Annotated in this window: 12 protein-coding genes and 1 tRNA gene; 9 read left to right on the top strand and 4 right to left on the bottom strand. The window is 62.0% G+C overall.

The window, feature by feature from the left end; translation table 11 throughout:
• Positions 1-276 precede the first annotated feature (276 nt).
• Positions 277-1,299 carry a LacI family DNA-binding transcriptional regulator gene (locus NKH99_RS02450; protein ID WP_502899992.1) on the top strand — a complete coding sequence of 341 codons (1,023 nt, stop codon included), beginning with the start codon at positions 277-279 and terminating at the stop codon, positions 1,297-1,299.
• Between the two features lie 69 nt (positions 1,300-1,368).
• Entirely contained in the window at positions 1,369-2,511 is a 1,143-nt protein-coding gene (locus tag NKH99_RS02455; protein ID WP_353012352.1) for an alpha-hydroxy acid oxidase, read from the top strand.
• Between the two features lie 46 nt (positions 2,512-2,557).
• Here NKH99_RS02455 and NKH99_RS02460 read toward each other — a convergent pair whose 3' ends face one another.
• The 3 genes from NKH99_RS02460 to NKH99_RS02470 all read right to left on the bottom strand — a co-directional run bounded on the left by NKH99_RS02460 (position 2,558) and on the right by NKH99_RS02470 (position 5,408).
• Positions 2,558-2,767, bottom strand: a complete 210-nt coding sequence (locus NKH99_RS02460; RefSeq protein ID WP_353012355.1) for a hypothetical protein — start codon at positions 2,765-2,767, stop codon at positions 2,558-2,560.
• Positions 2,768-3,519: 752 nt separating this feature from the next.
• Positions 3,520-3,596 (bottom strand) — tRNA-Arg (locus NKH99_RS02465).
• Positions 3,597-3,920: 324 nt separating this feature from the next.
• Positions 3,921-5,408 carry an ATP-binding protein gene (locus NKH99_RS02470; protein WP_023677495.1) on the bottom strand — a complete coding sequence of 496 codons (1,488 nt, stop codon included), beginning with the start codon at positions 5,406-5,408 and terminating at the stop codon, positions 3,921-3,923.
• A gap of 335 nt (positions 5,409-5,743) precedes the next feature.
• Between NKH99_RS02470 and rpmH the strand changes: the two genes are divergently transcribed.
• The 5 genes from rpmH to yihA all read left to right on the top strand — a co-directional run bounded on the left by rpmH (position 5,744) and on the right by yihA (position 9,519).
• Positions 5,744-5,878: a 50S ribosomal protein L34 gene (gene rpmH, locus NKH99_RS02475; protein WP_008833937.1), complete on the top strand. Its 135-nt coding sequence runs from the start codon at positions 5,744-5,746 to the stop codon at positions 5,876-5,878.
• 23 nt (positions 5,879-5,901) lie between these two features.
• Positions 5,902-6,255 (top strand): ribonuclease P protein component, encoded by a 354-nt coding sequence (gene rnpA / locus NKH99_RS02480; protein WP_352539960.1) that lies wholly within the window; start codon positions 5,902-5,904, stop codon positions 6,253-6,255.
• Positions 6,256-6,268: 13 nt separating this feature from the next.
• Complete coding sequence (gene yidC, locus NKH99_RS02485; RefSeq protein ID WP_353012358.1) at positions 6,269-8,080, top strand: membrane protein insertase YidC; 1,812 nt, start codon at positions 6,269-6,271, stop codon at positions 8,078-8,080.
• A 144-nt stretch (positions 8,081-8,224) separates the two neighbouring features.
• Positions 8,225-8,863: a CatB-related O-acetyltransferase gene (locus tag NKH99_RS02490; protein WP_023677492.1), complete on the top strand. Its 639-nt coding sequence runs from the start codon at positions 8,225-8,227 to the stop codon at positions 8,861-8,863.
• Positions 8,860-9,519: a ribosome biogenesis GTP-binding protein YihA/YsxC gene (yihA, locus tag NKH99_RS02495; protein ID WP_031193748.1), complete on the top strand. Its 660-nt coding sequence runs from the start codon at positions 8,860-8,862 to the stop codon at positions 9,517-9,519. The genes NKH99_RS02490 and yihA overlap by 4 nt, the downstream gene beginning before the upstream one ends.
• A gap of 21 nt (positions 9,520-9,540) precedes the next feature.
• Here yihA and NKH99_RS02500 read toward each other — a convergent pair whose 3' ends face one another.
• The gene (locus tag NKH99_RS02500; RefSeq protein WP_353012361.1) at positions 9,541-10,290 is read right to left on the bottom strand and encodes a TetR/AcrR family transcriptional regulator; all 750 of its coding nucleotides are present in this window, start codon (positions 10,288-10,290) and stop codon (positions 9,541-9,543) included.
• A gap of 143 nt (positions 10,291-10,433) precedes the next feature.
• Between NKH99_RS02500 and NKH99_RS02505 the strand changes: the two genes are divergently transcribed.
• Both NKH99_RS02505 and NKH99_RS02510 read left to right on the top strand, forming a co-directional pair.
• Positions 10,434-11,612 carry an HlyD family secretion protein gene (locus NKH99_RS02505; RefSeq protein ID WP_023677489.1) on the top strand — a complete coding sequence of 393 codons (1,179 nt, stop codon included), beginning with the start codon at positions 10,434-10,436 and terminating at the stop codon, positions 11,610-11,612.
• A gap of 67 nt (positions 11,613-11,679) precedes the next feature.
• Positions 11,680-13,233 (top strand): DHA2 family efflux MFS transporter permease subunit, encoded by a 1,554-nt coding sequence (locus NKH99_RS02510; RefSeq protein ID WP_353012479.1) that lies wholly within the window; start codon positions 11,680-11,682, stop codon positions 13,231-13,233.
• Positions 13,234-13,354: the final 121 nt, after the last annotated feature.

Raw genomic sequence — 13,354 nt, forward strand, 5'->3', positions numbered from 1 at the left:
TGATGGATTGACGTTATAGGGATGCCAGATATTAGTAAAGAGTATTAGTTTGGTCGGGATTCTCGCCCACAAACAAGTGAGGCCTCCCCAGTCGCAACCGTTTTGGATCGGGGACTAAATCGCCTAAGAGAGTCGATTATATCTATTAGTATCGCTTCGCCCTATAAATGCGAGATTCGCGGGACCAATGACATGAACGAACCACTGCGTGATCCCGTCCTTGAGGGTACCAGGCGGCGCAAGCTGTCCGGGAAAAACCCCAAGGGCCGCGTTACCATGACCGACATCGCCAGGGCGGCAGGCTGTTCGCAGGCGACGGTTTCGTTCGTCCTCAACAACACGCCGGGCATCAGGCTGTCGCAGCAAACCCGCGAGCGGGTGATCGAGACGGCGCGAACGCTGGGCTATTCGCCGCCGGTGTTTTCTGCCTTGCGAGCCCCGGTTGCCGCATTCGACGGGCTGGATGGCGTGATCGGCTTCGTCGTCGACCAGTTGGCGACCAGCCCGGAGGCGGTCGTCGCCATTGAAGGGGCGCGGCAAGCCTCGTGGAACGCCGGCAATGTGCTTTTGGTGGCGCAGACCATGGGCGACGAGGTGATGGAGCCCCGTGCCATCGCGGCTCTGACCAAGCGGGGCATTTCGGCGCTGATCTACATGACCATTTTCACCCGCGAGATCGTCGCGCCGGACTATCTCTACGGCCTCGACATTCCGGTCATCCTGCTCAACTGCTACACCGCCGACTATGCCTTCCCCGCCGTGGTGCCGAGCGAGATCGCCGGCGGCCAGAGCTCGACCCGGCACCTGATCAGCCATGGCCACCGGCGCATCGCTACCATCACCGGCGAGCCCTGGATGCAAGCGGCGCAGGACAGGCTGAAGGGTTACCGCCGGGCGCTGGCGACAGCCGACATCCCGTTCGACCCGGCGCTGGTCGTCGAAGGCGATTGGTCGGCGAGCGCCGGCTATGCCGCGACCGTCAAGCTCTTGGCGCTGAAGGACCGGCCGACCGCCATCTTCTGCCAGAACGACCGCACCGCGATCGGCTGCTACGAGGCGCTAAAGGAGGCCGGCCTGCACATCCCCCGGGATATTTCGGTGATCGGTTATGACGACGAGGAGATCGCGCGGCATCTGTTCCCGCCGCTGACGACGTCGATCCTGCCGCATATGGCGATGGGACAATGGGCGATCGAGCAGCTCGAAGTCCCCGCTGCTCCCGGTCGTGGCCGCTATCCCATCACCAAGCTCGAATGCCCGCTGGTGGAACGGGAGTCGGTTGGCGCTCTGGCGGGCTGAGGCGAGAGCGCCGACGATCGACAATGGCACAGGCTTGACATCGGGCCCGGCATATACCCGATTGATTTCATGAGATTGCAAAGCTGCTACAATTTTCAGGACTTCCGCCGGCTGGCAAAACAGCGCCTGCCAGGTCCGATCTTCAATTATATCGATGGCGGCGCGGACGACGAGACGACGCTGCGGCGCAACACGGCGGCGTTCGAGGACTGCGATCTCGTCCCCAACGTCCTTGCCGGCGTCGGACAGGTCGACATGTCGGTCACCGTCATGGGCCAGAAGCTGGCGATGCCGGTCTATTGTTCGCCGACGGCTCTCCAGCGACTGTTTCACCATAGCGGCGAGCGCGCCGTCGCCGCGGCGGCGGAGAAGTTCGGCACGATGTTCGGCGTCTCGTCGCTCGGCACGGTCAGCCTGGAGGAAGTCCGCAAGCACAGAACGCCGCAGGTCTATCAGTTCTATTTTCACAGGGATCGCGGCCTGAACCGCGCCATGATGGAGCGCGCCAAGGCGTCCGGCGTCGACGTAATGATGCTGACGGTCGACAGCGTCACCGGCGGAAACCGCGAGCGTGACCTGCGGACCGGCTTTTCAATCCCCTTTCGGCTTACGCTCGGCGGCATGATGCAGTTCGCGATCAAACCGAGATGGGCTATCGACTATTTGACGCACGAAAAGTTCAGCCTGCCGCAGTTGGACGGCCATATCGATCTCGGCGGCGGAGCGCTTTCCATCAGCCGCTATTTCACCGAGATCCTCGATCCATCGCTGGATTGGAAGGACGTCGAAGACATGGTCCGCTTCTGGAACGGCCAGTTCTGCCTGAAGGGGATCATGAGCGTCGCCGATGCCAGAAAAGCCGTCGACATCGGCTGCACCGGTATCGTTCTGTCAAATCATGGCGGCAGGCAGCTGGACGGCTCGCGCAGCCCCTTCGACCAGCTGTCGGAGATCGTTGACGCGGTGGGCGACAAGATAGACGTCATCATCGACAGCGGCGTCCAGCGCGGCACGCATGTGCTGAAAGCCCTGTCGTTGGGCGCCAAGGCCGTCGGCGTCGGGCGCTACTATCTCTTCCCGCTGGCAGCCGCCGGACAGGCCGGCGTCGAACGGGCACTCGGCCTGATGCGAACCGAGATCGAACGCGACATGCGGCTGATGGGATGCAGGTCGGTGGCAGAGCTTTCCAGGGGGAATGTGCGGTTTAGGTGATGGAGCCGGGAAGTGGCGCACGGCATAAGCTTTTCGAAGTGCGAAGCTATACCGACCTGCCGCTGCTCCTGCCGTCCGTTTCGAAGACAGCCTCGCCGGAAACAGCATCCGTATATCCGCCCTCAAGCTGCTGCAACGTATGCCGGAACCGATCAGGATTGCCTAGCATTTTGGGCCTGGCATCGACCATGTGCTGGAACGTGTCACACTCTCCAATCGAGAAGAAGGCGCCGTCTCCCGATTTGATGAGAGCCATTTTCGCAATCCCTCGAAGTTGCGCGGAGCGCTGCCGAATAGTTCAACGAATTCGTCTTCACTACCCGGCTTGACCCGGAAGCGGACGCTGTTGAATGCCGTCATCTACGTTCCCTCGTGAAAGAACTGAAGAACCTCGAATTTGCGAAAGCGCTAAGGCACCTCAAACCCTTCGAACAGGTGTACAGGAAAATCGGAAGGTTGGCTTCAGTCACCTCTGGCCGAAAGCCCCGTTTCTGGCGCTATTTTGCCAGGAAGAGGACGACGCTCGATCTCAATCGGTACGCCCTTCCGACCGGCAATGAAACGCGCTGTTAACGCCGTTCGCGGGTGACAGGATGTTGGCCGCAGTTCGAAGGTATAATCTGCGTCTCGCTGTCAGTTGCGGAGGCGAAAGTGAATTTGCTTCGGATTGCGCTCTTGTGCACGGCCATGATCGACCTTGGAATGCCGGCCGTTCGCGCTGAGGATCGGCCTGTGCCGCAGAACAATAAAGCCGCAACAGCGCAGCCGCCCGTTCATTGTGAAGGCCAAAATTGTCTGCCGCCGGCGAAGGATCCGGTGCAGGAATGCACCGGCCAGGATTGCACGCCAGGCCCGCCGACTGAACCGGGCCCGGAGATTAAGCAGGCCGACTGAGTAGCATCAGCGGACCATCCGCTCTTTGCAAGGACGGCGCTCACTCAAGGCAACCTTCCGGCCAGTGGCGGCAGATTCTGTTACCTATGTCCCCGGGCCGTGCATTGAGTTTAATGGCGCGCCCGAAGAGATTCGAACTCCTGACCCCCAGATTCGTAGTCTGGTGCTCTATCCAGCTGAGCTACGGGCGCGCAACAGGCCATGCTTGCATAGCCCCGCGATCCGATCCTGGCGACCGGCCGCGAATGTGAGCTGTTCCCTAGCGACTGAATTTGCGAAAAGCAAGCCGATCCTGGCCAAAAGTTTTGCCGTCATGTTTTGCCGTCATGCGCCGGCCGGCGAAGGCAAGATCGAGTCACGCGGCGGCCGAGCCGATAGGTCGTCGTCTTGGATCAGTCATTTGCCAATCGGAACGGCCCGTAACGGAACACGCCGTTGCACGGCGGCCGAGCCGATGGCTCGTAGTCTCGGACCAAACATTTGCGAATTGAAACGGTCCGTAACGAAACGGTTCGTTACGCCGGGCGGCGCAGACCGTTGCGGGCCTGGTCGAGCCGAACCGGCTGGTCGGGAATGGTGACGGCGAATGTGGTGCGACCGCCGATCGATTCGACCAGCTCCACCGTGCCGCCATGGGCGCGGATCAATTCATGGGCGATCGCCAGGCCAAGGCCGGTGCCACCGCTGCGGGCCGAGCCGCGAAATGCCGCGAACAGGTTTTCGCGCGCCTTTGGCGGCAGGCCGGGGCCGGTGTCGGTGACGACGATGCGGCTGACGCTGCCGATGCGCTCGGCCGATATGGTCAGGCGGCGCACCACGGCGCTCTCGGTGTCCGCCGCCATCGCCTGCACGGCGTTGCGGCTAAGATTGGTGAGCACGCGGAACAGCTGGTCGGAATCGGCATCGACCTCGAGCACCGGGTCGACGGCGTTGACGAATTCGATGCCGCATTCGATGTCGAGCAGGCCCTGGACGTCTTCGACCAGCTGGCGCAGCCGCAGTCTGCGGCGCGACGGCGGCGGCTCCTGGGTGCGGCCATAGGCCAGCACGCCCTCCGAGTAGGACACCGCACGGTCAAGCGCGCGCAGCAGTTTTGGCGCGAACGCCTGCACGGTCGGGTCCTTGACCTGGCGCAGGCGGTCCGACATGAGCTGCGCGGAGGCGAGGATGTTGCGCATGTCGTGGTTGATCTTCGACACGGCCAGGCCGAGATCGGCCAGGTGCTTCTGCTCGGTCAGCATCTTCTGCAGCCGCTCCTGCATCTGCGACAGCTCGCGTTCGGCGACGCCGATCTCGTCGGCCCGGGCGGCGGGGTGAATGATGCGGCCGGGATCGTCGGGCGCCTCGGAAAAGGACAGCATCGAGCGTGTCATCGTCCTGATCGGGCCGATCATGATCAGGTCTATCGCGGCATAGACCAGCATGGCGGTGAACAGCGAGATCAGCAGCGAGACGAAGGCGACGTTGCGCGAATAGATCAGCATGGCATTGCGCAGGCGGTGGTCGGGCATGATCAGCTCGAATTCTTTGTCGCTGTCGCCGACCGGCCCGAAAACGCGCAGCATCCGCTTGCCGCCGAAAAACAGCGTGTCCAGCGCGCCGGTCATGCCCTTGATCATGCCGACATTGGCGATATCGATATGCTCGTCGACCTGCGGCGGCATTTCGGCCACGACCAGAAGCCGCGAGACGCCGCCGTCGCGCACGGCGATCGCCTTGGCGCCGATCGCCATCAGTACGTCGTTCTGGGCGGCACGCGACAGCGAGGCAGGTTCGCCCTGTACCAGGACGATCGACACCGCGGCGGCGGTGCTCAGCCTCTCCTTCAGCCAGCTCAGCCTGTAGCTGGCGATCCAGGGCACGAAGATGAGGATTTCGGCCAACAGCACGAAGACGATGGTGAGCAGCAGCAACTTGGTCGACAGGCCGCGCGCCAGCGGCACCCTGCGGGTGGCGGCCTTCGCCTGGGCGATGCTTTCGTCGGTTGCTGGGACTTCACTCATGCTCGTCGTCACGGCTGCCTGTCATCACGGCTGCTTGTCTTAGGGACTGCTCGTCTTCACGATCGCTTGATCGGGCAAGATTAGGCGATTGCGGCTTTTTTGCCAAATTCATCCTTGGTCGAAGCCGGACAAAGGGCCGCAAGGACTTCCCTGCCGGTCCGACAACGCCGGCCCGACACGCTGGATTGACTTCCAAAACCCTTCTTTCTATAAGCCCGCTCACGCTCGGGCCATTCGTCCCGGCGCGGTTTCGATCGCGCCAAAACCGGCCCGGCAAAGCTCCTGTTACAAAGTGACAGAATCAAGAAGGGCCGCACCCCGCGGTATTTAAACAAATGAAGCGTACTTACCAGCCGTCCAAACTCGTCCGCAAACGCAGGCACGGTTTCCGCGCCCGCATGGCCACCAAAGGTGGCCGCGGCGTCGTCGCAGCCCGCCGCAACCGCGGCCGCAAGCGTCTCAGCGCCTGAGCACCAAGCGAGAGACAAGATCGTTGCCCGCAACCGGCAAGCCAACGGGTGCCCATCCCAAGCGGCTTCTGAAGCGCGCGGAATTCCTGGCTGTCCGCCGCGGCGAAAAGCGCCGCGGGCGGCTTTTCCTCGTCGAGGTCCTGGGCCGCGGCGACAGCGAGGCGCCGCGCGTCGGCTACACCGTCACCAGGAAGGTCGGCAACGCCGTCGTTCGCAACCGCATCCGGCGGCGGCTCAGAGAGGCCGTGCGCACGCATGCCGCCGATGACATGGCGCCCGGCAATGATTATGTCATCGTCGGGCGCGAAGACGTGCTTACCACTCCGTTCGGCCAGTTGAAGGCCGAACTCTCCCGCAGATTGCGTGGAACACGATAGGCCAAGGGCTTCGATGGAAAACAACCGCAACTTCTTCATCACCATCGCACTGTCGGTGCTGATCCTGGCGCTTTGGCAATATTTCTATGTGATGCCGCGCAGCGAGATGCAGCGCGAAGCCGCCCGCATCGAAGAGCAGCGCGTGGCGGAGCAGAAGAAGGCCGCCCAAGGCACCAGCCCGGGCGCCAGCGAAACACCGGTGCAGCCGGGCGCCATTCCGAACGCGCCTGGCGGCAACGCGGTGACGCCGGCCGGCCGCGAGCAGGCGATTGCCTCGACCCGCCGCGTCAAGATCGACACGCCGAGCCTCGAAGGCTCGATCAACCTCACCGGCGCGCGTCTCGATGATCTCAAGCTCAAGCACTACACCGAGACGGTCGACAAAAACTCACCCAAGATCGCGCTGCTCAATCCGGAGTCGCTGCCGAACGGATATTTCGCCGAGATCGGCTTTGTTGGCGAAGACAAGGTGGGAACGCTACCGGGACCCAAGACCGTTTGGAACGTCGACGGCAATCCGACGCTAACGCCGGCTACACCAGTGACGCTCACCTTCACCAACGATAAGGGCCTGACTTTCAAACGCACATTCTCGGTCGACAACGACTACATGTTCACCGTTTCCGACATCGTGCAGAATTCCGGCAGCAGCCCTGTCTCGCTGTTCAATTATGGCCGCATCACCCGCTTCGACAAGCCGGCGGTCGCCAGCACCTATGTGTTGCACGAAGGCCTGATCGGCGTCACCGGCAGCGAAGGCCTGCAGGAACACAAATACGCCGATCTCGAGAAAAACAAGCAGTACACACCGAGCAAGTCCAAGGACGGTTGGCTGGGCATCACCGACAAATACTGGGCGGCGACGCTGGTGCCGACAGAAGCGCAGGAGTTTCAGCCAAACTTCGCTTATTACGAGGACGGCCGTCATCGCTATCAAGCCGACTTCCGCACGGACGCGATTGCGCTGCAGCCCGGCGAATCCAAGACCATTGAATCGGAGATCTTTGCCGGCGCAAAGGAAGTCAACAAGATCAATGCTTACGAGAAAGATCGCAAGATAAGGCTTTTCGAAAAGCTGATCGATTGGGGCTGGTTCTGGTTCATAACTCAGCCGATGTTCTCGCTGATCGACACGCTTTACAAATTCTTCGGCAATTTCGGTCTGGCGATCCTCGCCACCACCGTCATCGTCAAGGCGCTGTTCTTCCCGCTCGCCAACAAGTCCTATGCGTCGATGGCGAACATGAAGAAGGTGCAGCCCAAGATGCTCGAGATCCGCGAGAAATACGCGGACGACAAGATGAAGCAGCAGCAGGCGATGATGGAGCTCTACAAGACCGAGAAGATCAATCCGCTCGCCGGCTGCTGGCCGGTGGCATTGCAGATCCCGGTGTTCTTCTCGCTCTACAAGGTGCTCTACATCACCATCGAGATGCGGCACGCGCCGTTCTTCGGCTGGATCCAGGATCTGGCGGCGCCGGACCCGACATCGATTTTCAACCTGTTCGGGCTGATCCCCGTTACCTTGCCGCACATGCTGATGATCGGCGTCTGGCCGCTGATCATGGGCGTGACGATGTTCCTGCAGATGCGCATGAACCCGACGCCGCCGGACCCGACGCAGGCGGCGATCTTCACGTGGATGCCCGTGATCTTCACCTTCATGATGGCGGGTTTTCCGGCCGGCCTCGTCATCTACTGGGCCTGGAACAACACGCTGTCGATCCTGCAGCAGGGCGTGATCATGAAGCGGCAGGGCGCCAAGATCGAATTGTGGGACAATCTGGTCGCGCTGTTCCGCAAGAAACCGTCGCCGGCGGAATAGCCGGCGCTCCGATAGTGCGAAACCAGAAAGCCCCGGTTCGTCCGGGGCTTTTTGCACAGGCTGCCGGCCTGGATTAAGCGATTGGTACTGCCGGACGGATCGCGCTATTTTGACCTGGCTGGCAGTTGCCCGACGGAGCTCGATATGACCGGACCCAATCCATCGATCAAGCATCCGATCCCGTTGCACACGCGCGTCGGCTTTCTGAAGCCGCTGGTGACGGCGCCGAATATCGAGATCGGCGACTTCACCTATTATGACGACCCTGACGGACCCGACAAATTCGCCGAAAAATGCGTGCTGCATCATTATCCGTTCATCGGCGACAGGCTGATCATCGGCAAGTTCTGCGCCATTGCCGAGGGTGCGCGCTTCATCATGAACGGCGCCAATCACGCCATGTCCGGCTTTTCGACCTATCCGTTCAACATCTTCGGCCATGGCTGGGAAGAAGGTTTCGACCCGGCGACATGGTCGAAGGAGGTGCGCGGCGATACAATCGTCGGCAATGACGTCTGGATCGGCATGGAAGCGGTGATGCTGCCGGGCGTGAAAATCGGCGACGGCGCTATCGTCGCGGCAAAGTCGGTGGTGACGCACGATGTGCCAGCCTATGCGATTGTCGCCGGTAATCCGGCCAAGGTGGTGAAGATGCGCTTCGATGACAGGACCATCCGGCGGCTGCTGGCGCTGGCGTGGTGGCACTGGCCGGTGGAAAAGATCAGCCGCAATCTCGATGCCATTCGTGGCAGCAACATTTTTCTTCTGGAGGCAGCGGTTTGAACGCGTTGAACAAGACCACGATCGGCATCGAATTGTTCACGCGAGCCTGGATCTTCATCCGCGGCGTGCCGGCGATGAAATTCCTGCCGCCGGAGGGTCCACCCGAGATCGCCTTTGCCGGCCGCTCCAATGTCGGCAAATCGTCGCTGATCAACGCGCTGGTCAACCAGAAGGGGCTGGCGCGCACCTCCAACACGCCGGGCCGCACGCAAGAACTCAACTATTTCGTGCCGGGCGGATTTTCGGGAGAGGGCGCCGATCTGCCGCCGATGGCCCTGGTCGACATGCCGGGCTATGGCTACGCCACGGCGCCGAAGGAAAAGGTCGACGAGTGGACGAAGCTCGTGTTCGACTATCTGAAGGGCCGGGTGACGCTGAAGCGCGTCTACGTGCTGATCGATGCCCGCCATGGCATCAAGGCCAAGGACGACGAGGTGCTGTCGCTGCTCGACAAGGCGGCGGTGTCGTATCAGATCGTGCTGACCAAGACCGACAAGATCAAAGCGGCGGGGGTACCGCGGCTGATCGAGGAAACGCTCCAGAAGATCAAGAAACGCCCGGCGGCATTTCCCTTCGTGCTCGCCACGTCGTCGGAAAAGAGCGAGGGCCTCGAGGAATTGCGTGCGGCGATCGTGCTCGCCGCCAACGGCGGATAGGCAACGGACTCCGACGGCTGGTCAGGCGGGGCTGGAGGCCCGTTCCTGCTCTGCAAGCTGTTCGGTGCCGTAGGCCTTCAGGAACACATCGACGCCCGACCTGACGATGTGTTCGATCTCGGCCGCACTTGGCGCCTTGGTGCGATAGGCGAAAATGCACTGGCGGAAAAGACCGGCCAGACACAGCTCGGTGAACTGATAGGCGGCAAGCTCGACGTCGTCGATCTTCAGCAGGCCGCGTTCGATAGCCATGTTGAGGAAAACGACGACCCTGTCATGGCCACGCTTCGGGCCGCGTTCGTAGAACCGGGCACCAAGCTCCGGGATGCGTTCCGACGCGCCGATCACCGTCCGCTGCGCCAGGATGACCCTCGCGGAAGTGATCTTCATGGACAGCACGATGCCGAACTTCACCAACGTCTGGCGAAGGTCGCCGATCTGGTCGAGCACCTCATACATGTTCTTGAAAATCGTGCCGCGCTCTTCCTCGATCAGCGCTTCGAAGAGCTCTTCCTTGTTGGCGAAGTAGACATAGATGGTGCCCTTGGACACGCCGGCCTCGCGCGTAATGTCGTTCATCGACGCGGCTTCGAAGCCCTTTTCGATGAAGACACGGCGCGCACCGTCGATGATCTGGCTGCGCTTGACCGGGTCTTGACCCGCGGCCGGGCGGCCGCGCGGCAGGCTGTCCAGCAGATCGCACTGGTCCTTGCCAGCGCCGGGCAATGGGCCTGAATCAGGCAAAGGAGCGGCCTTGGGGGCTTCGGCCATAATGTCACACCTCGTAAAATAATTCGAACCATCCGGTTCGATTGCTCTTGATATGGGCCTCCTTAAGCGCTAAGTCAACGTCGAGATCGAACCGAACGGTTCAGTCTGACAAAATTCAGCGCCAGTTAATTTAGAGAGATATCATGTCCTCGAACGCGCCCACCAGTGCCGAAGTCCGCCCCTTCCCCAGTGCCAAGGTCCAGCCTGCGATCGAAGCGCCGGAAACCCCTCTCAAGCCCGCCGACGTCACCCCGCTGGCTCCCGCCAAGAAGAAGCGCTCGATGCGCTCGATGTTGTTGCCCATCATCGGCCTGGCCCTGCTGGGCGCCGGCGCCTGGTATGGCTATGATTACTGGACCGACGGGCGCTTCATGATCACGACTGACGATGCCTATGTCCAGGCCGACACCGCGTTCATCTCGCCAAAAATCTCGGGTTATGTCGATCAGGTCAAAGTGACCGAGAACCAGCAGGTGAAGGCCGGCGACCCGCTGCTGATCGTCGATGACGGTGACTACAAGATAGCCGTTGCTCAGGCCGAGGCGCAGATCGCCACGTTGAGCAAGACGCTCGACCGCATCGATGCCCAGACCGAGGCGGCGCGCGCCTCGCTCAAGCAGGCGCAGGCGCAGAAGACCGCCGACCAGGCCGCGGCCGATAATGCGAAGCGAGCTCAGGTTCGTGCCGCCCAGTTGCTCAAGACCCGCGTCGGTACCCAGGCCCAGTTGGACGATGCCCAGACGGCGGTCGAGCAAGCCAATGCCGCACTAGCCGGCGCCGACGCGCAGATCGCGGCGGCTCAGGCGAATATCGGCGTGCTCCAGGCGCAGCGGGCGGAATCGGCAAGCACGCTGGCCTCGCTGCAGCTTGCCCACGACAAGGCGGTGCGGGATCTGTCCTTCACCGTGCTGCGCGCACCCTATGACGGCGTGGTCGGCAACCGCTCGGTCGAGCAGGGCGACCTGATCAGCCCCGGACAGAAGCTCGCCGTCATCGTGCCAATGGACAAGCTCTACATCGTCGCCAACTTCAAGGAGACCCAGCTTGCCCGGCTGGTGCCTGGTGAAAAGGTCAGAGTGTCGGTCGACGCGATCGACGGTCAGGACATCGAGGGTACCGTGTCGTCGCTGGCCCCGGCTTCGGGAGCAGTGTTCTCGCTGCTGCCGCCGGAAAACGCCACAGGCAATTTCACCAAGGTGGTGCAGCGCGTTCCGGTTCGCATAGACGTGCCCGCGGATGTGCTGAAGACGGGCAAGCTGCGCGCCGGCCTGAGCGTCGTCGTCGCCGTCGACAGCCGCACCGCGCCTTCGGCATCGAAGTAAAGCGGAACCGGGAGCAAGGGTCATGGCGACCGCAACCCTAACTGCAGGATCGGCGCCGGCGCCAGCCATGCCGGTGCCGGTCGACCACATCTCGACGCGCCGCGTCATCGCCTTCCTGGCAATGGTGTTCGGCATGTTCATGGCCATCCTGGACATCCAGATCGTCTCGGCCTCGCTGGCCGAGATCCAGGCGGGCCTGAGCGCCAGTTCGGACGAGATTCCGTGGGTGCAGACGGCGTATCTGATTGCCGAGGTGGTGATGATCCCGCTGTCGGGCTTCCTCAGCCGGATGCTGTCGACGCGGGTGCTGTTCACAATCTCGGCGGCAGGTTTCACCGCGGCCAGCGCGCTGGCGGCGACCGCAACCAATATCGACCAGATGATCGTCTACCGCGCCGTGCAGGGCTTCATCGGCGGCGGCATGATCCCGAGCGTCTTTGCAGCCGCCTTCACCATCTTCCCGCCGTCGCGTCGCGCCATCGTCTCGCCGATGATCGGCCTGGTGGCGACGCTGGCGCCAACCATCGGCCCGACCGTCGGCGGCTATATCAGCCATGCCATGTTCTGGCACTGGCTGTTCCTGGTCAACGTCGTGCCCGGCATTCTGGTGACGACGGCCGCCTGGTCGCTGATCGACTTCGACAAACCCAATCTCAAGCTGTTCAGCAAGTTCGACTGGTGGGGGCTTGCCGGCATGGCCGCCTTCCTGGGCTGCATGGAATATGTGCTGGAGGAAGGTCCCAATAACGACTGGCTGCAGGATCAGGCGGTGTTCATCTGCGCCGTCATCATGACCTTCGGCGCGGTGCTGTTCTTCTGGCGCGTGTTCACCGCCGAGGAGCCGATTGTCGATCTGAGGGCTTTCAGCAATATCAATTTTGCCTTCGGCTCGCTGTTCTCCTTCGTCGTCGGCATCGGCCTCTACGGTCTGACCTATCTTTATCCGGTGTTCCTGGGGCGGATCCGCGGCTACGATTCGATGATGATCGGCGAGGCGCTGTTCGTCAGCGGCCTAGCCATGTTCTTCACTGCGCCGATCTCCGGCATCCTGTCGAACAAGATGGACCCGCGCATCATGATGATGATCGGCTTCTTCGGCTTCGCCACGGGGACCTGGTGGATGACGCATCTCACCGCCGACTGGGATTTCTATGAACTGCTGATCCCGCAGATCCTGCGCGGCTGCTCGATGATGCTTTGCATGGTGCCGATCAACAACATTGCGCTCGGAACCTTGCCGCCGGAGCGGCTGAAGAATGCGTCTGGCCTGTTCAACCTGACCCGCAATCTCGGCGGCGCCGTCGGCCTGGCAGTCATCAACACCGTGCTGATCGACCGCAATGCCTTCCACTACGCCAGGCTCTCCGAGCACGTGCAATGGGGAAGTGCCGCTGCGCAGCAGAAGCTGCAGAACATGACGCTCAACTTCGAGCAGACCGCCGGGCTCGACGCCTCCAAGGCGGCCATCTCCAAACTGTCAGGCATGGTCCAGCAGCAGGCGTCGCTGCTGTCGTTCATGGACGTATTCTTCATGCTGACGGTTTTGTTCGCGACGCTTGGGCTCTTCACCCTGGTGATCCGCAAGCCAGCCGCTCAAGGCGGCGGTGGCGGAGGCCATTGAGGCGCGCTGGATCCCCCGCCTGGCGCCCTCGCGCATGACCCCGAAAAGCGATTTTCGGGGTCATGCGCAAAATCAACCATTACGAAGTCCTCTCGCGCTCCGACAAAGTCAGGGTCGCAGC

The organism is Mesorhizobium sp. M0854 (assembly GCF_040319815.1).
Lineage (GTDB): Bacteria > Pseudomonadota > Alphaproteobacteria > Rhizobiales > Rhizobiaceae > Mesorhizobium.